Genomic DNA, 20,609 nt, shown 5'->3' with positions numbered 1-20,609 from the left:
CGGGAAAAAACACCTCTATTTCTGGATCATTTCCACCAGGATGGCCCCGCCGGTGGCCGTTATGATTCCTTTATACGTCCTTTGGCGAAGCTTCGGTATACTCCATAGCCTGCCCGGCCTGGTCATGGCCTATGTCACCTTTAACCTGCCCTTTTCCATCTGGCTGCTGCGCGGTTTCATGGATTCCATCCCGGTAGAGCTGGAAGAAGCCGCCTATGTGGACGGCCGGAGCCGGGTAGGCGCCTTCATCGATGTGATTTTGCCCATGATAAAGCCTGGTCTTGGCTCAACCATCGTCCTTTGCAGCCTCTTTTCCTGGAACGATTATCTGTTCGCCATGGTTCTCGGCGGGCATGGAGCCAGGACGATCCCCGTGGGCATCGGAGAATTTGCCAGTGCCTCGGGCATTCTCTGGGGCGAGATCATGGCCGGCGGTCTGATTATGATTATCCCCATGGTCATCCTGGGGCTGGTCATTCGAAAATCCCTGGTGACCGGTCTGACCATGGGCGCCATGAGAGGATAAGGAGTGTAACAATGGCACAGGTTATTTTAAATAACGTACAAAAAAAGTATGGCAAGGTGGATGCGGTCAAAAACCTGAACCTGGAATGCAAAGACAAGGAATTCCTGGTCCTGCTCGGTCCCTCCGGGTGCGGCAAATCCAGTACGTTAAGGATGATTGCCGGCTTGGAGGAGGCCAACGCCGGGGACATCCTGATCGATGGGGTCCGGGTAAACGACATTCATCCGTCCAGGCGTGACATCGCCATGGTCTTTGAAACCTATGCCCTCTATCCACACAAGACCGTTTTTGAGAATATGGCCTATCCGCTACGGGTTCGAAAGACGAGCGAAGGGGAAATAAAATCTCGGGTTCAACGAGCGGCGGAGATTTTGGGCCTTGAGGCTCTCCTAATGCGCTATCCGCGCCAGCTCTCCGGAGGGCAGAAGCAGCGGGTGGCCATCGGCCGGGCCATTGTGCGCAACCCGAAGGTTTTTCTCATGGACGAGCCCATTTCCCACTTAGACGCCAAGCTTCGAAGCCACATGCGCGTTGAGCTCAAACACCTCCAGAAAGAGCTCAACCAGACCTTCATCTACGTCACCCACGATCAGACCGAAGCCATGTCCATGGCTGACCGCATCGCGGTAATGCATTCCGGCGAGTTGCAGCAATTCGGCACTCCGGATACGATCTACAACCAACCGGTCAATTCCTTCGTTGCGGGTTTCGTCGGCGACCCACCCATGAATTTTATCCCCTGTGTGCTGCAATTCGAGCGAGGCGGCTGGACTCTGAAGCACGATGCCTTCCTGCTCAGGCTGGATGATTCAATAGCGGCCAGGATCACGGTCAAAGGCGAGGCTGCCAATGGCCACCAGGAAGTTATTTTGGGGATTCGCCCCGAGGCCATCTCTTTGAAGACGGAAAAAAGCAAACCCGAAGAAATTCCTGGAAACATCTATATCACCGAGCCGATGGGCTCTTATACCATCGTCGATGTCCAGGTGGGCACAGAGAGGCTACGGGTAAGGGCCGACGCCCACTTCCAAGGTGACGTCGGAAAAAGGGTTTTTGCCGAAATTTCCCCGGAAGATTTTCATCTGTTCAGTGTGAGTTCCACGTGTTCGCTTCTTTAAGCGTTGGGTCTTTGTCGCGACAGAAGGGCCGCGGCTGGTAAGTGATTAAACAATCAACAGTTAAAGGAGGATTAAGATGAATCGTAGAACATTTCTAAAGATGAGTATGGCCGTTGCCGGAGCCGCTGCGTTGTCCGACGCCAAGTCCCTCTTTGCCGCCGGCGATCCGAAGAAGTGGCGACAGTTTGAGGGTGAGACCATCCGGGTCCTGACGGAAAACACACCACCGTCGCTGGGAATCAAAGGAGCGCTCGATGGGTTCACCAAGCTCACAGGCATGAAGGCCGAGTTGACCCTCGAAAACATGGATGCCTTAAAGGAAAAGATGCTCCTCGACCTGCAGGGCGGCAAACCGGAATACCATGTCAATTATGTTCAGTGCCGCCCCATAGGAAGCGTCATGTACCATTTCTGGGAGCCGACCAACACCTTTGTCAACCTGAAAACCGGAAAATCCCTTCATGCAGACCTTCCGGACGTTCCGGACTGCCCCAACGGCTTATACGAGGCCTTCATGCCCATGCACGTGGAGAGCAGCAGCATCCAGTACGACAAGAACATCTGGTACGGTCTGCCGTATGATACGGCCCAGGGCATCATGTTTTATCGAAAGGATATCTTTGATAAACACCATAAGAAATACGAAGATCAGACCGGAAAGAAGTTGATGCTGACACCCAACACCACCTGGGAGGAATTATTCAATCAATGTGCCTTCCTGAAAAAAGCGGAACCGGGAATCGCACCTTTCGGCCTGCACTACGGAAATGGCTGGCCCATCATCTCGGAATTCAATAGCCTGGGCCTGGCCTACGGGGTAAAAAAGGACGGTTTTGCCGGCATCGAGAACCCCTTTGTCGGCAAAAAGAACCCCGGTCCGGTTTTCTCCGAAAAATCGGACTATGACGCCGGCCTCCAGGCCCTGGAGTTTATGAAGAAACTTCGCGAGGTCATGCATCCGGATGTCGTGATCTGGGAATGGGGCGGGCTCGGCACAGCCTTTGCGACCGGAAAGATTGCTATGATGCGGCAGTGCGGCGAATTTGTTCCGTACATCGAAGACCCGAAGGCCTCCGTGGCAGCCGGAAAGACCGGATACGCCGTTGTTCCAAAGGGGCCTTCCGGCATCAATGCTTATGAGATGGGGTGCGCCTCATTGGCCATTCCCAAAGCATTGCCGATGAAGGAAAAAAAGAAGGCCTGGCTGTTCATCCTGTGGGCCACCGGTCCGGAAGCACAATGGACCGCCTTCGAAAAGTTCTACGGAACGCCGGTCCGGAAATCGGCTTACACAAAAGCCCGGAAGCTCGGCTGGCTGGATGAAAATCCCAAATTCAAGAAAGCCCAGCACCTGCGGATTCAGGAAATCGAGCTCACTAAATATATTGCCGGGTTCACTCCGGGCCCGAAGATCCCCTACTACAACGAATACCTGGATGTGGGCGGAACTGAGCTGTCCAAGTGGGTCACCGGCGAATATAAAACCGCTAAAGAAACTTTGGACAAATATATTTCGCGTGTAAACAGCCTGCTGCCGAAGTAAACCCCCTTCCCCAGCCCCACCCCCCAGGGGAGTGAACCAAGAGCCACTCCCCTGGGGGGGGAAGAGTGAAAGTGGGGTGCAGGGCTCTGCCGCTTGGATAAAAGGAAACGGTCATGTCCAGAACCTATATCGGATTCGACTGCGGGACGCAGGGAACGAAAGTGGCCCTATATGCCGACGATTCAAGGCTGATTGCCGAAGCCTTCCGTCCCCATCAGATTTTGTATCCCCAGCCTGGTTGGGCCGAGATGGACCCTAATCAGTTTTATCAGGTGGTAACCGAGGGCATTGCCGAGTGTGTACACCAGGCAAAGGTCAACCCGGAAGAGGTTAGAGGGATCTCCTGCAGCGGCATCATCTGCGGTATCGTGCCCATCGATCAGGACTGGAAGGCCCTGGGACCCTATATCCTTTATCTGGATGGGCGCTCGGCCGAGGAGGCGGCCCGGATTCAGCGGGAGGTGGAGCCCTTGTGGCTCACTGAAAGCGGTAACGTGGAGGTAGGCCCCTTCATGCCCCCGGTAATGCTCAAGTGGCTGCTGGCTCACCAGCCGGCCCTGGTGGCCAAGAGCAAAAAATTCGTGACCAACAGTCAATTCGTCATGGGCAAGCTGGGCGGCTTGACGTCTGACGACGCCTATATGGACTGGGGCAACCTTTCCGGTTGGATCATCGGCTACGATGCGGTCAGGCGCGACTGGTCGGAAAAACAGCTTGATAGATTGGGCCTGCCCAGGGAACTCCTTCCCCGTGTGGTAGACCCGGCCTCTATTGTGGGCACTTTATGCCCGGAAGCGGCGCGCCTCACCGGATTGAAGCCGGGGATTCCCCTGGTGGCAGGAAGCGGGGACATCATGCAGGCCAACCTGGGCTGTGGGGTGCTGACCGCAGGACAATGCTCCGACGTGGCCGGCACGGCCAGTATTTTTACGGTCAACGTTAAGGAGATTCACCCCGGCATCACACCGGTGCCCGGGGTCATCTACTCCATGGGCACCTTGCCGGAGCAATATCTCTACTGGGGTTACATCCGCGCCGGCGGTCTTTCTCTGGGTTGGCTCAAAGAAGAAGTGATGGACCGGAGCGGCGACAACGATTTCTTCCGCCGCATGGATGACCTGGCCGGGCAGACCCCCCTGGGGTCGCATTTGTCCCTGTTCTACCCCTTTTTGCAGGGCGGCGACGCCTCCCTGCCGAAGGCCAGCGCCGCCTTGCTGGGGCTGACCGGCGCCTCAGGAGCGGGCAGCCTTTGGCGGGCCATGTTGGAGGGAATCTGCTTTGAATATCTGGGGTGGGTCCGGATGTTCCGGGGCCAGGCAATAGAGGTCAAGGAAGTTGTGGGCACCGGCGGCGGGGCCAGGAGCGCGGTTTGGAATCAGATGAAGGCCGATATGCTGGGAGCCGACTACCTGACTCTGGAGCGCGGAGAGGGCGCGGTGCTGGGCGATGCCCTTCTGGCTGCCCATGGCGTGGGAGACATCCCCGATTTGGCGGCAGCCGCCGGCCGATGGGCCGCCGAAAAGGACCGCTACCGGCCTCGCACCGCACAGGGCCTGGCTTATCAGAAGATTTATCAGACTCGCCAGCGAATTCTGGATGGCCCATTGCGCCAGATATTCGACGAGCTGGACGCTTTGAAGAATGAAGACCTGGCAGGATGAAGAAAGGACCCAAAGGGCTATGAAAAGCAAGGACATCGTCGCCGGCCTGGACATCGGGACCACCGGGGTCAAGGCCTTGATCGTAGATAGGTCAGGCAAAGTTTTGGGCCTGGGTTATCGTGAATACCCTTGCCTTTTTCCCTATCCCGGCTGGATGGAGCAGGACGTGACCGTCATGTGGCCAGAGGTCTGTGCGGCCTTGCGCGCCGCCATGGCTGCCTCCGGGGTAAAGCCGGAAGCCATTGCTTCCCTGGGGCTCTCCAGTCAGCGGGGGACCTTCATCCCGGTAGACAGGGAGATCAAGCCTCTGATGAACTCGGTCGTGCACAGCGACATGCGCGCCGGGGCCGAGGTGGAATGGATCAAGGCCAACATCGGGCCGGAACGCTATGCCGCCATCACCGGGGCCACCCCTACGGCCATCTGGGCCTATCCCAAGATCAAGTGGCTCATCGATCACCAACCGGCCCTGTTTGACCGGGTGCATTTGCTGCTCAATGGCCAGGAATATTTTCTGCGCCTTTTAGGGGCCGAGGAGCTGACCACAGACCCGGCCTCGCGCACCCTGGACGGTCTGATGGAGGTGGATACACTCGACTGGTCCCGAGAATTGTGTCAGCGGATCGGCCTGCCCCTGGAAAAACTGCCCAGGATCGGCGCCCCCGCTCGCCAGGTGGGAACTTTATCGGCTTCGGCCGCCGAGGCCACCGGCCTGGCCCCGGGTACTCCCCTGGCCATCGGGGCCGGTGATCAGCAATGCGCCGCAGTGGGGGCGGGTATTATTCGCGAGGGTATGGCCGAGATCACCATCGGCACTTCCATGGTTATGGTGGCTCACATCGACTCGCGCAAATCCGATCCCGGCCGGCAGGTGCTCATAGGCGGTTCAGGTATTCCCGGTAAATGGGACATGGAAGGGCTTTACGCCACGGCCGGCAGCAGTCTCAAGTGGTGGCGCGACATTTACGGCCAACCCGAGAGAGCGGCGGCCGATTCCTTGGGAATGGACGTCTACGACCTGATCACCCTGGAGGCGTCCCAGTCGCCGCCCGGGGCCAAAGGCTATTTCTACCTGCCCTACCTCTACGGCATCCTCACCCCCCATTACCACGATTTTGCCCGGGGGGTGAATCTGGGCCAGAGCCTGTTCCACGACCGCAAGGACATGGCCCGCGGCGTCCTGGAGGGAGTGACCCTGGCCGTTAAGATGAGCGTGGCGGCCATGGAGCAGGTGCTGGGACGTCCCTTCGACGTGTTGCGCCTGACCGGTGGGGGAGCCAAGTCTGCCGTCTGGAACCAGATCCAGGCCGACATTTATAATCGCCGGGTGGAGACTCTGGCCGAGGGCGAGTGCACCGCCCTGGGCGCGGCCATCCTGGGTGCGGTGGGCTGCGGTGTCTTCGCTTCAGTGGAGGAAGGGGTGGCGGCCATGGTCCATCCCTCCGCTCACCTGGAACCCGACCCCTCCCGGGCGGCCCTGCACGCCGAACAATATGAAATTTTCATCGAGGCGGTGAGGCTGATGATCGGCAGCGGACTTTATGAAAAGGTGGCCCGCTTCCAGAGCAGGCATTGGGGATAGATGGGCGTATCGTCGTTGCGGGTTACGGGTTACGAGTTACGAGTTACGAGGGAAGATTAAGCTTTGAAAATAAAGTTGCAAGATGCCTGTTTCAAGAAAAATTACCCGATCGGGGGTCAGGGGCCGGTAACCTGTTACCGTATCAACATTGATGGGTTCGTAAGAAGTCGCCGAAACCCGCATTTTGTCATTCCGACGAAAGTCGGAATCCAGTGTTTATAATTGGTTACAGTTGCCCTGGATTCCCGCCTGCGCGGGAATGACGAGTTTTTACATAATCGTCAACATTAGGATAAATGCACAGATGACCATTGCAGGGTTCTTATGATCAAAGAGTTTTTACACGTAGCTATTGCCGTGGAGGACTTGAAAGCCTCTATGGCCTTTTACACTGAAATCATGGGCCTGGAGGTGGATTATCGGGCCCGACACGCCGGGGAGCTGCCCACGCGTATCAGTGGTGTGCCGGATGCCGATTTGGAGGTGGTGGTGCTTAAAAAAGGGGCCGTTCGTATCGAGCTGACCGATTATCGCCACAAGGAGACGGCATCTCCCAGGCCGCAAAACCAGACCGGGCTGACCCATATCGCCTTTCTGGTAAGTGCTATCGACAGCGAGTTTGAACGAATCTCGGCCTTGGGTTACCGCTTCAATTCACCGCCTCTCCAGAGCCGGCCAGGGGGGCCGAAGGTCTGCTATTTCCACGGACCGGACAGTGTAGTCATTGAACTTTACCAATCTGCTCCCACCCATTAACATGGGAAGGCGCAGCCAGGACATAAATAAGAACCATTACGGAGGTTAACATGAAAGTCAATTATGATCCCATCATCTTTTGCCAGCATGAGTCTTTGAACCACGGGGATTTCGTCATCGCCACTTACGCCATGTGGATGAAGACTTCGGACTGGCTGCGCCGGGCGGGCGCTATCGCCGTGGAGCAAACCACCGGCACCTGGATGCCGGTGCCCCACGAGACCCCCGAGGTGCGTCGTCGCCACGTGGGCCGCGTGGTAGGGGTCTATCCGGTGCCCAGTTACGAGGATGCCTGGCCCAAGGAGCAGGAGGAAAAATCCCTGATCGTTCAGATCGCCTTCCCCTGGAAAAACTTCGGCCACCAGATTGCGGAGATGCTCTCCTCGGTGCAGGGCAATATCTCCATGGCCGGCAAGATAAAGCTGTTGGACCTGGAGTTTCCCGAGAGCTTCACCGCCGGCTTCTCCGGCCCAAAGTTCGGGGTGCAGGGCCTGCGCGAGCTAATGCATGTACCCCAGCGACCCCTTATCCTGGGCATGATTAAACCCTGTACCGGGGCCGACGCCAAGACCACCGGTGAAATCTATGAGGAACTTGCCCGGGCGGGAGTGGAGCTTATAAAAGATGATGAGTTGATTGCCGACCCTGAGCACGCTCCCTTTGAAAAGCGTCTGGAGTACTGTCTGGAGGCCGGTTTGAAAGCCGAACAGGCAACCGGCAACAAGAGCATCTACTTCATTAACATTACCGATCGCCCCGACCGCATGCTTACCAAGGCCCGCCGGGCCATAGAACTGGGGGCCAACGGCCTGATGGTGAACGTCCAGGCTACCGGCTTTGGGACCATAGCCATGTTGGCGGACATGCCCGAGGTTAATGTACCCATCCTGTCTCATCCTTGCTACGCCGGCACGGGGTATATGTCGCCCCACTACGGTATTGCCTCTAATCTGGCCCTGGGAAAATTCCAGCGGCTGGATGGCGCCGACATCGTGGTCTACGCGGCCGCCTACGGAAAGGTGGGGGCTATCCGCGAGCGCTACATCCGCACGGCCCAGACCCTGCTGTCCAAGATGCACCATCTTAAGCCCATTTTGCCTCTACCCGCTGCGGGCCTGCACCCGGGAATGGTCCCGACTGTAATGCACGATCTCGGGCCGGATATCGTTATCGGTTGCGGCGGGGCCATGCACGGACATCCGGGAGGATTGGAAGCCGGTGTAAAGGCCATCCTGCAGTCTATAGAGGCCACATTGAATAACGTACCTCTGGAAGACGCCGCCCGTGAACACCAGGAGCTTAAACAGGCACTGGATACCTGGGGCATTTTCGATCCCAACAAATCGATCTTTGAACTGACCCAGTAATCAGGTCCCAAGGACCTGAAACATCTACACAGGGGCCCCGTCAGGGAACATTGCCCTCGACGGGGCCCCTGTGGCTAAAGGAGATCCTGTTCCCCCACTCTCTTTTGATCCGGCCTTCATCCTCCGGACCTCTATTTTCGTTCCACGAATTCCACAATATTTCCATCCGGGTCTTTGACCATGGCAATCCGCACGCCGGGCCTGATCTCTCTTTCCGGGAGCGTAAATTCTATGCCGATTTTTTTCAGCTCATCGCAAAGCTCGGAAAGATTCTCTATCACGAAGGTCACATACCGAAACCCTAATTGATTTTCCAAACCGATGGCGCCGGGGGGAGGCACCTCCTTGGGTTCGATAAGCTTGAAGTCGCTTTCGCCGAAACGGAGCCTGTGCATGGTCCCGAACCATAAAGGCGTCGTCCCCACGAACTCCAGCCCCAATATTTTCTGATAAAAATGGAGACTCGCCTGGATGTCGCTGGCGATCAGGCCAAGATCCAGAGAATGCTTTGCCGGTTTCATCATCTTGTTTTATTCCTTTCTATGTTTGTTTTTGGGAAATACCAGGTTCCCCCGTGCGGAATCAGGGGGGCTTCCTTTTCGGTCCTGCCCTCAGCCAGGGCAGCCACCCGGTAGTCTTTGGGGGGCAAGGTCATCGGTTCATCGGTCAGGTCGAAGGTGCCCCATTGCTGGGGAATAATGACCCGGGCCTTCATTTCCCGGGCCGCCCGGATCACTTCCTCCGGGTTCATATGGTGGGGCTTCATAAACCAGCGGGGCTCGTAAAGTCCCACCGGCATCAGTGCGGCATCGATGGGGCCGTACTTTTCCCCGAATTCCCGATAGCCCCGAAAATAGCCGGAGTCCGCGCCGAAATAGACCTTACGGCCGTCCCCCTCAATCAGCCAAGAACCCCAGAGTCGTTTATTGGTATCAAAAGGGGTGCGTTTGGTCCAATGCTGGGCCGGAAGCAAACGATAGGTGATCCCCTGATAGGTGGTGGTTTCAAACCAGTCCAGTTCGATGACCCGGGCACCGGGGACCACCTCTTGAAACCAATCTTTGTATCCCAGCGGGGTCAGATATAAAGGCCTGGCCCCCAAGCGGATAATGCTGGCTTTGTTCAGGTGATCATAATGGCTGTGGGAAATAAGGACCACCTGAAATTCAGGCAGTTTGTCTAAGGGAATGGGAAAAGGCGCCTGTCTTTTGATGAAAAACACGATGTCATCGGTAAAGACCGGATCGGTGATCACATTCTGATTGAAAAGCCGAACCCAGAGGGTGGCATGTCCCAGATAGGTGATGGAGTCTCCTTGATTTTCGATCTCCTTGGCCTTTGTTGGGATGACCGGAAACCAGGGACGGGTCTTTTTTTCTTCGGCATAGGGGTTCTTCGAGAACTTCCACTTTAAAAACGGAAAAAGACCGCCGGCTTCCCCCTCGACCAGCCAGGGGTTTATAAAACCACCGGGGTTCTGGCGGTGGTGGGCCTTTTTTTTCGCCAGATCCTCCAGATCCATCTCCCGGCCATTGTTTTGGGAAAAACCCAATAAAGGGATCAGCGATAAGACCATCAAAATAAACAGTCCTCTAAATCCACCCATACCATCTATCCTCACCCGGCCTGTCTGATTTCAACTATCTTTGGTTAGGCCTTCTGCCTTTCCCTTAAGCAGCCCAAGATTCCGAGGCTGTTGGGATTGGCCTTTTTTCGACGATTCATAAATTTTTTCCATCGAGACCCCCTCCAGACAACAGCCGATGGCCCCGTTAAACTGAGGTTCTTCGGGGATGATGATCGGCTGACCATAGCGGCGGGAAAGCAGGGTTACGACGCCCTTATTCAAGGCTACCCCGCCGCAGAGGACCAAAGGAAAAGGAAGGTAGCGGCGGATCATTTGGATGACCCGACGGGAAACGGAATCATTGATACCGGCGCAGATCCGCTCTAAGGGCACCTGATCCATGAGAAAACCTATAATCTCGGTCTCTCCGAAAATAGCGCAGGTGTTGTTGATTTGAACCGGCTCCTCAATTTTCCGGGAAAGCTTTCTTATGTTAATGTTCAGCAGCCGGGCCATATTTTCCAGATAGCGGCCGGTGCCGGCCGCACACTTGTCATTGGTCTGAAAATCCATTACCTTTTTATCCTGAACCCAGAGAACCTTGCTGTCTTGCCCTCCCATTTCCACCAGGATAAAATCCTTCAACCCAGTTTGAAAACAGGCCCCGCGAAAATGGGCCCGAATCTCGGTAATGGCTTTGATTTTTTCCCCCATAAGATGTTTACCATAACCGGTGACCACCAATGATTTTTCGGGTCTCAGGCCCAGGTCGGCCAGGATCAAGGCGTGTTTGGTTTTTTCCGAGCCGGCTTTGACCCTTTGGGTCAGGAATTGGACCGTATCGAGACGGATCTTTTTAAATTCCTTAAAATCGGAAGTCTGGACGATCTTAACAAAACGGCTTCCCAAATCAATACCTATAGGCATTTAGAATCCTTAACTATTTCCTAAGCACATCGATAAAGGCTTCCAGGCGAAACCTGGTCCGGTTGTCGATAGGTCTTGGTTTATCCCCTTCCAGGGTCAGGATGGGAACGGAAAGTTGCTTCCGGATCAAGAGGTCCTGGACCTGCCGGAAACAAAAAGTCTGGGTGTAGTGGATCAGGCCGTCCAGCTTCCGTTCTTCCACCGCCTGTCCGATATCCTTAATCCGTCCAAAGATATCATAGGGGTAGGTATAATCCAGGTATTGCTGGATCAGGTTGTTGCCGAAGCCGGGCAAGCTGAACTGACGCTGGATCTCATTAAAGACCACCCGACCTCCTAGTTGTTCAATAAATCCATAAAACCCTGAATGGATGGGAGGGATGCCGATGTATCCCAGACGAACCGTTTCCGGGATTTTAGCCCTATCGGCTAAGGCATCAAGAAATTGGGTCAGTTCTTCTTCATAAAGCCCCAGGTCGCCTTTGAAATCCGAACTGTTGACCAAAAAGAGGTGGTTCTCCCAGCCATGGACCCGGTTGCCTTTCCAGGTTTCCCGATCCAAAAGAGCCAATTTTTTCCTAACAGGGGAAATCCTTTTTCTTATGCGATCTACTTTTGACCAGGAGACCCCGAAGTGTCCCATCAATTCTTCCAGATTTTTTTTAAAAAGTGCGGGATCACGGTTATAGGGATAATTGAAGTGAATGACTTTAATGCCCTGGTGGACCAGGATTTCGGTCAAGGCCTGGGTATTACTGCAATCCCCCTGGGTGACGGCGATAACCGTCTGGATCTCGGGCCGATGCTTAAGGGCGGCATAAATACCTTTGATCCAACTGCACAGGGTCCTGGGGAAACCCTCCTCTTCGGCTTCTTCCACCCAGGCAGCAGCCTGGGGAGAAGTGATAAAGATATTATTCAAATCCACCGGGACACGACCAGCGGCAAAGAGTACTTCCACCGGAATGGTAGAGGTGATCCCAATGGATTTAGCTTTTTCTTCCAAAAGTGGTTCAAGGTTCTTCATATTTGCAACTTGCAACTTTCTTCTTTGACTCAGCCCTGACCCCCGACCTCAGATCCCTGATACCAGATACCAGAACGGTATTTTTAACCATAACATAATAGAAAGAAAATCTGAAAGGGATATCCTCCAGATAATTGTGCATAATACCATTTCTTTGTGCAAACCTTTAGCTCTTTCCCAACCAAACAAATCATAACTACATGATATAATACAGATAAAAAAATAATTTCTGTGGCATAAGTTTTGCTTTTAATAAAAAGAACCTTTAACATTTTCGAGGCCCTCGAGGTTCTTATGCCTATTGATCATCTGAAAACCAAAAAATCTTTGGAACAGATAAATAAAGAGGAAAAAAATCAACCTCGGGAAAGCCCTGAGCCGATCCAGGCAGAAGACCGCCAGGACCGGGAGTTCCTGTTTAAAACCTTCCATGATATGCGCAACCCCCTGCACGCTATAATGGGCTATACCAGTTTGGTCTTGCGAAAGACCAGGGATCAGATTCCGGAAAAACACCAGGAGAATCTGGAGAAAGTTATAAAGAGTGCTGAACGGCTGAGGGAAATCGTTGATCGGATGGTCGACTTTTATCGGGGGAAATGAACCCCAAAAACCATTAAACGGATGGGGAAAATCATGTCAGAGCCCTTTCAGATCCTGATCGTGGAAGATGATCCTTTGGAAGCCGATCTTCTGGGACAAGAGTTGGAGGATCACGGTTATAAGACCCTCTGGGCCGAGGACGGGGAAAAGGGGTTACAACTGGTTCAGGAATCCCTGCCCGACCTGGTCTTGCTGGATATCCTTCTGCCCAAATTGGATGGTTTTGAGGTAGTTAAAAAAGTTAAGACCAATCCTAAAACCAGATATATCCCGGTTATCATGGTGACGGCCCTGGTTGATATGGATGAACGGGTAAAAGGACTGGATTCCGGGGCCGACGACTATATCACCAAGCCCTTTAAGACCTTTGAGTTATTGGCCCGGGTTCGTTCCATGCTGCGAATCCGGAAGATGTATCTGGAACTGACGTCCACCCGGGCTCAACTGAAAGAATCTAAAGAAGAAAATGTCCTGCTCAAAAAGGAGATCCAGGGAAAATATTCCTTTGATAACATTATCGGCCGGAGTCCGGCGATTCAAAAGGTTTTCTATCTCATGGAAAAGGCGATAGAAAGCCCGGTTAACGTGTTGATTCAGGGGGAAACAGGAACCGGCAAGGAACTGGTAGCCCGTTCCATTCATTACAACAGCAGACGTAAAGACAAACCCTTCGTGGCCCAGAATTGCGCCGCCCTGCCGGAAAATCTTTTAGAGAGCGAACTTTTCGGTCATAAGAAAGGGGCCTTTACCGGAGCAATCGCCGATAAGAAAGGGCTGTTTGAGTTGGCCCATAAAGGAACCATCTTTTTGGATGAGATAGGGGATACCCCGCCTTCTTTACAGGTCAGGCTCTTAAGGGTCTTGCAGGAAGGTGAAATTCGGCGTGTTGGAGAAGTTAATCCCATGAAAGTGGATGTTCGGATAATTGCCGCCACCCATCAGGATTTGCGGCAAGAGATTGAGGCCGGAAGGTTTCGGGAAGACCTCTATTATCGGATCCAGACCTTTCCTATTCCTTTACCGCCCTTGAGGGAAAGAACCGGAGATATACCCCTATTGGCGGAATTTCTATTAGCCAAATATTGCCAACGTCTCGAAAAACAATGCCAAATCAGCCCGGAATGTCTGACCCTGCTGGACCAGTATCCCTTTCCGGGAAACATAAGGGAACTGGAAAATGAAATGGTCCGGGCCTTGACGCTGGCCCCGAATCAAGGAAACATTACCCCTGATCTCTTGTCCGATACTATTCGAAAGGTTTCAAAATCATCCCTTGATCTTGATCAGGGGTCCGTTCAAGAAATCACTGTTCGTTTGGAAAAGGTCCTGGTAAAAGAAGCTTTGGATGAGATGGGGGGCAATCGAACCCGGGCGGCTCAAAAATTGGGCCTGAGCCGCCGGGGATTGCTCAATAAGATCAGGCGATATGGTTTGGAATAAGCGCCCTATGCTTTCCTGTCAGTAGAAGCCTTCCTTTAAATCGTCACACCCATCCTCCCCCGGAATGTCTTTATCCGATAACTCAATTTTGATGGTCTCGTAAAAACTCGTCATTCCCGCGCAGGCGGGAATCCAGACCATAGGTAACTTTGCAAAAACACTGGATTCCGGCTTTCGCCAGACGGAGGGGTTGCCAACCCTATTTTAAAAAGGCGAAATTGGTACAAATTTTCAAGAATCTAAAGAGAGACATTGGATTTTACTTTCGTAACCGACTCATTTATTATAGTATTAAAAGTTTAAAGTTGGCGCCAAAGATATCGATGCTATCTTAGCAGAAAATCATTTTGAGTTGAATGCTGAGTACGGAGAATGACAAAATACCCCTGTGCAGGAATCATATTAGCCGGCGGGTTAAACCGCCGAATGAACGGCCGGAACAAGGCCTTGCTTTTCGTGGGCAATCAATCCATAATCGGAAGACAGATAGAACTGTTTCAAGAATTGTTCGAACAAGTGATCCTGGTGACCAATCGCCCCCTTGATTTTATTTCCTGGGATATTACTATTGTCAGCGATCTATTACCGTTTCGAAGTTCTTTAACCGGAATCCATGCCGGACTTTTCTATACCAGGCCTTCCCATGCCTTTATCACCGCCTGCGATATGCCTTTTTTAAAAACCGAAATGATCCAGGTCCTGCTCCAGGATTTCGACCCCAAGTGGGATGTTATAGTTCCCGTCACCCGGGAGGGGTATCAGCCCCTTTGTGCCGTATACTCCAAGAGGTGTTCGAAGCTCATCGAGGATCAGTTAAGAAAAGGGGAGATGAAGATTTCAAAACTCTTTTCAAAGGGCCAAGTAAAAAAAATACCGGAAGATACTCTCAAACGGATCGATCCTGATCTGATTTCTTTCTTCAATATTAACACCCAGGAGGATCTAATCCTCTCACAAACCTTTAATTGAAGGATACTATGAGCGATCAAGACACCGGCTTTGATACCCTTAAAGTCTTTAAATGGAGTGAACAGGGGTTGATAGAACAGATGCGCCCCATTGCCCGGGAAGTCCCCTTAACCATTTATTTAAATGACCATGAAGTGGTTACCCTGCTCTGTTTGGGGGATCATCTGGAAAGTCTGGCCATAGGTTTTTTGAAGTCCGAGGGACTTATCAGCGTACTTCAGAATATTAAATCGGTTTTTGTGGATGAAGCCGATCGACTGGTTCGTGTGGAGATCGAGGAGGAGACCGATCTGGCTGAAAAACTTTTTATGCGCCGGACCCTGACCTCCGGCTGCGGTAAAGGCACTACCTTCTATAATGCCCTGGATACCCTGATAACGGAAAAGATCGATTCCACTTTACAAATAAGCACCGATCAGGTTTTTCATTTGATGCATCGTCTGGCAGAAGCCTCGGCCTTGTATAAGATAACCGGAGGGGTCCATAATTCGGCCTTGGCCACGGTGGAGGATCTGGTATTATTCAGAACGGACATCGGCCGGCATAATGCGGTGGATAAGCTCTACGGCGAATGTTTCTTGAAAAATGTCTTCCTTGAAGATAAAGTTTTGATCACCACCGGTCGGATTACTTCAGAGATCCTGATCAAGACCAGCCGAATGGGGATTCCCGTCTTGATCTCCCGATCGGCGGCCACCACCATGGCCATTTCCTTGGCGCAGCAAGTCGGCGTGGCCTTGATCGGCTATGTCAGAGGGAAGAATCTGGTCGTCTATACCGGCCGGGAAAGGGTCATCGATTCGACAACTGAAAGTTCAAAGCCCCAAAGCTGAAAGTAATGGGGCTTTAGAATCCAGAATAAACCCCAAATCTGTTACGATCTATCCTTATTCTGAATTCTGGCTCCTGGATTCCTAAATTTATAAAAGTATTGGTTTGATTTATGCCCATTTATTTGGACAATGCCGCCTCCTCCCACCCCAAACCTGAATCGGTCTATCAGGCGGTCAACCAAGTCTTAAGAGAGGTCGGAGCTAATCCGGGCCGGGCCGGGCACAAACTGGCTATGAAGGCCGGCCGACGGATTGCCCAGACCCGTCAAGCCCTGGCGGAATTATTCGACATACAGGACCCGGAGCGGATTGTTTTTACCTCTAACGCCACTGAAGCCATCAACCTGGGGCTCAAAGGGCTTCTTAATCCCGGAGACCACGTAATCACTTCATCGATGGAACACAATTCGGTCATTCGCCCCCTGCGTTTTCTGGAAACCCAGGGGATCGAATTAACGATCGTTCCCGGCAACGCTCAAGGACAACTGCAAGTCCCGGTTATCGAAAAAGCCATCCGGAAACAGACCCGGTTGATCGTCATAACCCATGCCTCCAATGTGACCGGAGGGTTCATGCCCATCGAAGAAATCGCCGAACTGGCCACAAAGCACGGACTGCGGTTTATGGTGGATGCCTCTCAGACCGCCGGTCTGGTGCCTCTTTCCGTGGCTAAGGTGGGCATTGACCTTTTGGCGGCCCCTGGCCACAAGGGGCTGATGGGACCCCAGGGCACCGGGTTCCTATATATGGGACCGGAAGTCTCCTTGCGCCCTCTTTTACAAGGCGGAACCGGCAGTCAATCAGAGTTGGAAATCCAGCCGGATTTTTTGCCGGACCGGATGGAGTCCGGTACTTTAAATACCCCGGGACTGGCCGGGTTGGGAGCCGGTATCCGGTTTATTTTAGACCAGGGCTTGGACCGAATCCGGGAAAAAGAAATGCATTTAGCCCAAATGCTGTGGGACGGTTTGAGAAAAATTCCTCCGGTCCTGGTCTACGGGCCGAATAACCCAAAAGACCGTACAGCCGTTGTTTCCTTCACGATCGCCTCTTTAAATCCACAGGCGACCGCTTCTATCCTGGACGTGGCCTATGACATGGCCGTCAGGGCCGGCTTGCATTGCGCGGCCCTGGCCCACCGGACCATAAAAACCTTCCCGGAAGGAACGGTCCGGGTCAGTCCGGGTTTTTTCAATACCGAAAAAGAGATGGAGGCCTTTCTTAAGGCAATCCGGGAAATTTCAAAAAAGGTCTCACCGGTCTAAAAAAAATTTAGTTCGAAAATAACCTTCAGGGATCGGGGTTCGGGGGTCAGGGTTCGGCAAAAGTCCGTCGTTCGTTGAAACCCATTGGACCTTGATCCATTTTCAGGCTTCGTGGTGCCCCCTGGGGCATGAGGGTTTAGTTCGAAAATTGGGTTCAAGGGTTTTAAATTCCAAGCCTTTCACTTGAACCCTCGACCCCTCGGCCCCTTGAATCCTTTTTCATGATCGTGGTATCCGCCTCGGGCATGAGGTCTTAATATGTCTTTTTTGACATAATACATTAATTTTATTTGTGATTTTTTTGTTGAAATGTATGTCCGATTGTGATTAGCATACCGCTGACTTTCCTTTAAACCCTTTTACACCCAACCCAAGAAATTAATATTTCTATCCGTTTCACTAGTATTTTAGGCTTTTTAAAGAAAGGGGGTGGAATCCGGAAGCCTGGTTTTTAGTGGACTCTGTTTCTCTAACAATGCATAAGGGCACAATTTTGAAAGGATGGTGATCATTAATATGGGCGTTACACGAAGAAATTTTTTAAAAATAAGTAGTGCCACCGCCGCCGGACTGGCCTTGTCCCGTCTGGGGTTTGATCTTTCTCCGATAGAGGCTTATGCCCAGGAACTTCATATTAAAGGGGCCAAGGAAACCTATTCCATCTGCTGTTTTTGCTCCGTGGGCTGCGGAGTTATCATCCACACCGACCCCCAGGGTAAAGTGATCAACATGGAGGGCGACCCGGAACATCCGATCAGCGAAGGGACCCTCTGCGCTAAAGGGGCTTCTTCCTACCAGATTGCCGTCAACGAAAACCGTCTTAAAAAGGTCCGTTACCGGGCACCCTTCAGTGACAAATGGAAGGAAGTCTCCTGGGACTGGGCCCTGGGGAAAATAGCTTCCAACATTAAAAAGAGCCGGGAGGCCAGCTTCTCGGAAAAGAACAGCCAGGGACAGGTCGTCAACCGCACCAACGGGATCGCCTCTGTCGGCAGCGCGGCCCTGGACAATGAGGAATGCTGGCTCTATCAGAAATTCCTCCGGTCTCTAGGACTCATTTATATCGAACATCAGGCCCGTATCTGACACAGCGCTACTGTAGCGGCTCTGGCAGAGTCGTACGGACGCGGTGCCATGACCAACCACTACATCGATTTTAGGAATGCCGATGTCATCCTGAACATGGGCGGTAATGTAGCCGAGAACCATCCGGTATCTTTTAAATGGATCCAGGCGGCCAAGGACAAAGGGGCTATTTTTATCCATGTAGACCCCAGATATACCCGCACTTCCACCAAGGCCGATATTTATGTCCGGCTCCGTTCCGGGACCGATATCGCTTTCCTGGGGGGGATGATTAAATATATCCTGGATAACCAGCTCTATGATGAGTTTAATGTTAAAAATTATACCAATGCCTCTTTTATCGTCAATCCCAAGTATGATTTTAATGATGGTCTTTTCTCCGGCTACGACGCCGGGAAAAAGGCTTACGACGCCTCCACCTGGGCCTTGGAAAAGGATGCAGCCGGAATTCCCCGGCGTGACCCGACCCTCCAGGATGAACGTTGTGTTTTTCAACTCTTAAAAAAGCATTACGCCCGCTATACTCTGGACAAGGTCTCGGAGATCACCGGCACCCCCAAAGAGGACCTGGAGAAGGTTTATAAGGCCTATGGGTCAACCGGGACCCCGGACCGGGTAGGCACGGAATTATATGCCATGGGCTGGACCCAGCATACCGTAGGGGTCCAGAATATCCGGACCATGGCCATTATCCAGGACCTTTTAGGCAATATGGGCGTGGCCGGCGGCGGGATCAATGCCCTGCGCGGGGAGTCCAATGTCCAGGGTTCAACCGATCAGGCCTTGCTTTTCCATATTTTTCCAGGATACCTGCCGGCCTCCCGTTCACAGTGGCCGACCCTGGCGGATTATAACAAAACCACCCCGGCAACCAAAGATCCCCGGAGTGTCAACTGGTGGAGAAACCGGCCCAAGTATGTAGCCAGTTTCCTGAAATCCACCTATGGAGACAAAGCTACCCCGACAAACGATTTCGGCTACCACTGGTTACCCAAGTTGGATCCCACCCAGGATGCCTCCTGGCTGAACCTTTTTGACGAGATGTATAAGGGAACTTTCAGCGGTTTTTTTGCCTGGGGTATGAATCCGGCCTGTTCCAGCGCCAATGCAGGCAAGGTCCGCCAGGCCCTGGCTAAATTGGACTGGATGGTCAATGTCAATGTCTTCGATAATGAGACCGGTTCCTTTTGGAAAGGCCCGGGACTGGATCCCAAAAAGATCAAGACCGAGGTCTTTCAACTGCCCTGTGCGGCTTTCATGGAAAAAGAGGGCAGTATCAGCAACAGCGGCCGCTGGATGCAGTGGCGTTACAAGGCTGCCAATCCCCCGGGGGAGGCCAAACCGGACGGGGATATCATTTACGAACTTTTCAAAAAGGTCCGCTCCCTTTATGAAAAAGACCAAGGGGCCTTCCCCCAGCCGATTTTGAATTTAAAGTGGGACTATGAGACCAATGGTCATTTCGATATTCATAAAGTAGCCAAGGAGATCAACGGCTATTTTCTGGAAGATATCCCGGCACATCCTGTTGACAAAAAGGCCTATAAAAAAGGGACCCTGGTTCCGAGTTTTGTTTTTCTCCTGGACGACGGGCGGACCTCTTCGGGAAACTGGCTTTATTCTGCCAGCTATACCGAGGCCGGTAATATGGCTGCCCGCCGGAAAAAGACCGATCCCACCGGGTTGGGTCTCTTTCCGGAGTGGTCCTGGACCTGGCCGGTAAACCGCCGGATCATTTACAACCGGGCCTCGGTCGATTTGGAAGGGAATCCGCGGGACCCCAGGCGGCCCTTACTTAAATGGGACTCCGCAGGGAAGAAATGGGTCGGTGATGTCCCTGATGGACCGGCCCCACCCATGGGCACCAATGGGGTCTATCCCTTTATCATGAAACCGGATGGAGTCACCTCGATCTTCGGACCGGGTTTGAAGGACGGGCCTTTCCCGGAACATTATGAACCGTTGGAATGCCCTATTGAGAAAAATCTTATGTCTTCTCAAAAGATCAACCCGGTGGTCAAGATTTTCAAGGACGGCCTGGATAAGTTTGCCTCTTGCGATCCCAGATTTCCTTTTGTTTGTACCACCTACCGGGTAACCGAACATTGGCAAACCGGAGTTTTGACCCGCTGGTTACCCTGGCTGATAGAGGCCGAGCCCCAGGTTTTTGTTGAGATGAGCCAGGAACTCGGCAAATTGCGGGGGATTAAAAACGGGGAAAGGGTTATGGTCTCAAGTCCTCGAGGCCAACTGGAGGCCGTGGCGATTGTTACTTCTCGTTTTAAACCCTTTCAGGTGGCCGGGCAGACCATTCATCAGATCGGGCTCCCCTGGCATTT

The 20,609-nt window shown here is 52.9% G+C and carries 17 protein-coding genes; 13 read left to right on the top strand and 4 right to left on the bottom strand.

The window, feature by feature from the left end; genetic code table 11:
* From HY879_14475 to HY879_14445, 7 genes are all read left to right on the top strand, one after another.
* Positions 1–526 (top strand): carbohydrate ABC transporter permease (locus HY879_14475; protein ID MBI5604549.1); only part of this gene is annotated, 526 nt, incomplete at its 5' end.
* An 11-nt stretch (positions 527–537) separates the two neighbouring features.
* The gene (locus HY879_14470; GenBank protein ID MBI5604548.1) at positions 538–1,644 is read left to right on the top strand and encodes an ABC transporter ATP-binding protein; all 1,107 of its coding nucleotides are present in this window, start codon (positions 538–540) and stop codon (positions 1,642–1,644) included.
* A 76-nt stretch (positions 1,645–1,720) separates the two neighbouring features.
* Positions 1,721–3,187, top strand: coding sequence for an extracellular solute-binding protein (locus HY879_14465; GenBank protein MBI5604547.1), 1,467 nt, complete (start codon positions 1,721–1,723; stop codon positions 3,185–3,187).
* 113 nt (positions 3,188–3,300) lie between these two features.
* Positions 3,301–4,848, top strand: coding sequence for a carbohydrate kinase (locus HY879_14460; protein MBI5604546.1), 1,548 nt, complete (start codon positions 3,301–3,303; stop codon positions 4,846–4,848).
* Complete coding sequence (locus HY879_14455) at positions 4,829–6,430, top strand: xylulose kinase (GenBank protein ID MBI5604545.1); 1,602 nt, start codon at positions 4,829–4,831, stop codon at positions 6,428–6,430. Before HY879_14460 ends, HY879_14455 begins: the two co-directional genes overlap by 20 nt.
* A gap of 324 nt (positions 6,431–6,754) precedes the next feature.
* Positions 6,755–7,186 (top strand): VOC family protein, encoded by a 432-nt coding sequence (locus HY879_14450; protein ID MBI5604544.1) that lies wholly within the window; start codon positions 6,755–6,757, stop codon positions 7,184–7,186.
* Between the two features lie 50 nt (positions 7,187–7,236).
* Positions 7,237–8,553 carry a hypothetical protein gene (locus HY879_14445; GenBank protein ID MBI5604543.1) on the top strand — a complete coding sequence of 439 codons (1,317 nt, stop codon included), beginning with the start codon at positions 7,237–7,239 and terminating at the stop codon, positions 8,551–8,553.
* A 131-nt stretch (positions 8,554–8,684) separates the two neighbouring features.
* Here the strand turns inward: HY879_14445 and HY879_14440 are convergent, their stop codons facing one another.
* Genes HY879_14440 through HY879_14425 form a run of 4 tightly spaced genes read right to left on the bottom strand, consistent with a single transcriptional unit; the run spans position 8,685 to position 12,074 of the window.
* The gene (locus tag HY879_14440) at positions 8,685–9,077 is read right to left on the bottom strand and encodes a VOC family protein (GenBank protein MBI5604542.1); all 393 of its coding nucleotides are present in this window, start codon (positions 9,075–9,077) and stop codon (positions 8,685–8,687) included.
* Positions 9,074–10,159, bottom strand: a complete 1,086-nt coding sequence (locus HY879_14435) for an MBL fold metallo-hydrolase (protein MBI5604541.1) — start codon at positions 10,157–10,159, stop codon at positions 9,074–9,076. Before HY879_14435 ends, HY879_14440 begins: the two co-directional genes overlap by 4 nt.
* Before the next feature lie 30 nt (positions 10,160–10,189).
* Complete coding sequence (locus HY879_14430; GenBank protein MBI5604540.1) at positions 10,190–11,047, bottom strand: 2-hydroxyglutaryl-CoA dehydratase; 858 nt, start codon at positions 11,045–11,047, stop codon at positions 10,190–10,192.
* A gap of 13 nt (positions 11,048–11,060) precedes the next feature.
* Positions 11,061–12,074: a 2-hydroxyacyl-CoA dehydratase gene (locus tag HY879_14425; GenBank protein MBI5604539.1), complete on the bottom strand. Its 1,014-nt coding sequence runs from the start codon at positions 12,072–12,074 to the stop codon at positions 11,061–11,063.
* A gap of 294 nt (positions 12,075–12,368) precedes the next feature.
* Between HY879_14425 and HY879_14420 the strand changes: the two genes are divergently transcribed.
* The 6 genes from HY879_14420 to fdnG all read left to right on the top strand — a co-directional run.
* Entirely contained in the window at positions 12,369–12,677 is a 309-nt protein-coding gene (locus HY879_14420; protein ID MBI5604538.1) for a hypothetical protein, read from the top strand.
* Positions 12,678–12,710: 33 nt separating this feature from the next.
* A complete protein-coding gene (locus tag HY879_14415; protein ID MBI5604537.1) occupies positions 12,711–14,117 on the top strand; it encodes a sigma-54-dependent Fis family transcriptional regulator in 1,407 nt (468 codons plus the stop codon).
* A 372-nt stretch (positions 14,118–14,489) separates the two neighbouring features.
* Entirely contained in the window at positions 14,490–15,086 is a 597-nt protein-coding gene (locus HY879_14410; GenBank protein ID MBI5604536.1) for a molybdenum cofactor guanylyltransferase, read from the top strand.
* Between the two features lie 8 nt (positions 15,087–15,094).
* Positions 15,095–15,919 (top strand): formate dehydrogenase accessory sulfurtransferase FdhD, encoded by an 825-nt coding sequence (fdhD, locus tag HY879_14405; protein MBI5604535.1) that lies wholly within the window; start codon positions 15,095–15,097, stop codon positions 15,917–15,919.
* A gap of 110 nt (positions 15,920–16,029) precedes the next feature.
* A complete protein-coding gene (locus tag HY879_14400; protein ID MBI5604534.1) occupies positions 16,030–17,184 on the top strand; it encodes an aminotransferase class V-fold PLP-dependent enzyme in 1,155 nt (384 codons plus the stop codon).
* Between the two features lie 516 nt (positions 17,185–17,700).
* Positions 17,701–20,609, top strand: a 2,909-nt coding sequence (gene fdnG, locus HY879_14395) for a formate dehydrogenase-N subunit alpha (GenBank protein MBI5604533.1), incomplete at its 3' end; no start/stop codon positions are given.

It is taken from the genome of Deltaproteobacteria bacterium (assembly GCA_016219225.1).
In the GTDB taxonomy this organism is placed as follows: domain Bacteria; phylum Desulfobacterota; class RBG-13-43-22; order RBG-13-43-22; family RBG-13-43-22; genus RBG-13-43-22.
The sequence above is the reverse complement of the archived record's forward strand: the minus strand, read 5'-3'. Positions and strand labels throughout refer to the sequence as shown.

What these genes read in the sequence shown, in the direction of transcription:
- HY879_14470 (MBI5604548.1), top strand. Translation starts at nt 538, where the DNA reads ATGGCACAGGTTATTTTAAATAACGTACAAAAAAAGTATGGCAAGGTG.
- HY879_14465 (MBI5604547.1), top strand. Translation starts at nt 1,721, where the DNA reads ATGAATCGTAGAACATTTCTAAAGATGAGTATGGCCGTTGCCGGAGCC.
- HY879_14460 (MBI5604546.1), top strand. Translation starts at nt 3,301, where the DNA reads ATGTCCAGAACCTATATCGGATTCGACTGCGGGACGCAGGGAACGAAA.
- HY879_14455 (MBI5604545.1), top strand. Translation starts at nt 4,829, where the DNA reads ATGAAGACCTGGCAGGATGAAGAAAGGACCCAAAGGGCTATGAAAAGC.
- HY879_14450 (MBI5604544.1), top strand. Translation starts at nt 6,755, where the DNA reads ATGATCAAAGAGTTTTTACACGTAGCTATTGCCGTGGAGGACTTGAAA.
- HY879_14445 (MBI5604543.1), top strand. Translation starts at nt 7,237, where the DNA reads ATGAAAGTCAATTATGATCCCATCATCTTTTGCCAGCATGAGTCTTTG.
- HY879_14440 (MBI5604542.1), bottom strand. Translation starts at nt 9,077, where the DNA reads ATGATGAAACCGGCAAAGCATTCTCTGGATCTTGGCCTGATCGCCAGC.
- HY879_14435 (MBI5604541.1), bottom strand. Translation starts at nt 10,159, where the DNA reads ATGGGTGGATTTAGAGGACTGTTTATTTTGATGGTCTTATCGCTGATC.
- HY879_14430 (MBI5604540.1), bottom strand. Translation starts at nt 11,047, where the DNA reads ATGCCTATAGGTATTGATTTGGGAAGCCGTTTTGTTAAGATCGTCCAG.
- HY879_14425 (MBI5604539.1), bottom strand. Translation starts at nt 12,074, where the DNA reads ATGAAGAACCTTGAACCACTTTTGGAAGAAAAAGCTAAATCCATTGGG.
- HY879_14420 (MBI5604538.1), top strand. Translation starts at nt 12,369, where the DNA reads ATGCCTATTGATCATCTGAAAACCAAAAAATCTTTGGAACAGATAAAT.
- HY879_14415 (MBI5604537.1), top strand. Translation starts at nt 12,711, where the DNA reads ATGTCAGAGCCCTTTCAGATCCTGATCGTGGAAGATGATCCTTTGGAA.
- HY879_14410 (MBI5604536.1), top strand. Translation starts at nt 14,490, where the DNA reads ATGACAAAATACCCCTGTGCAGGAATCATATTAGCCGGCGGGTTAAAC.
- fdhD (MBI5604535.1), top strand. Translation starts at nt 15,095, where the DNA reads ATGAGCGATCAAGACACCGGCTTTGATACCCTTAAAGTCTTTAAATGG.
- HY879_14400 (MBI5604534.1), top strand. Translation starts at nt 16,030, where the DNA reads ATGCCCATTTATTTGGACAATGCCGCCTCCTCCCACCCCAAACCTGAA.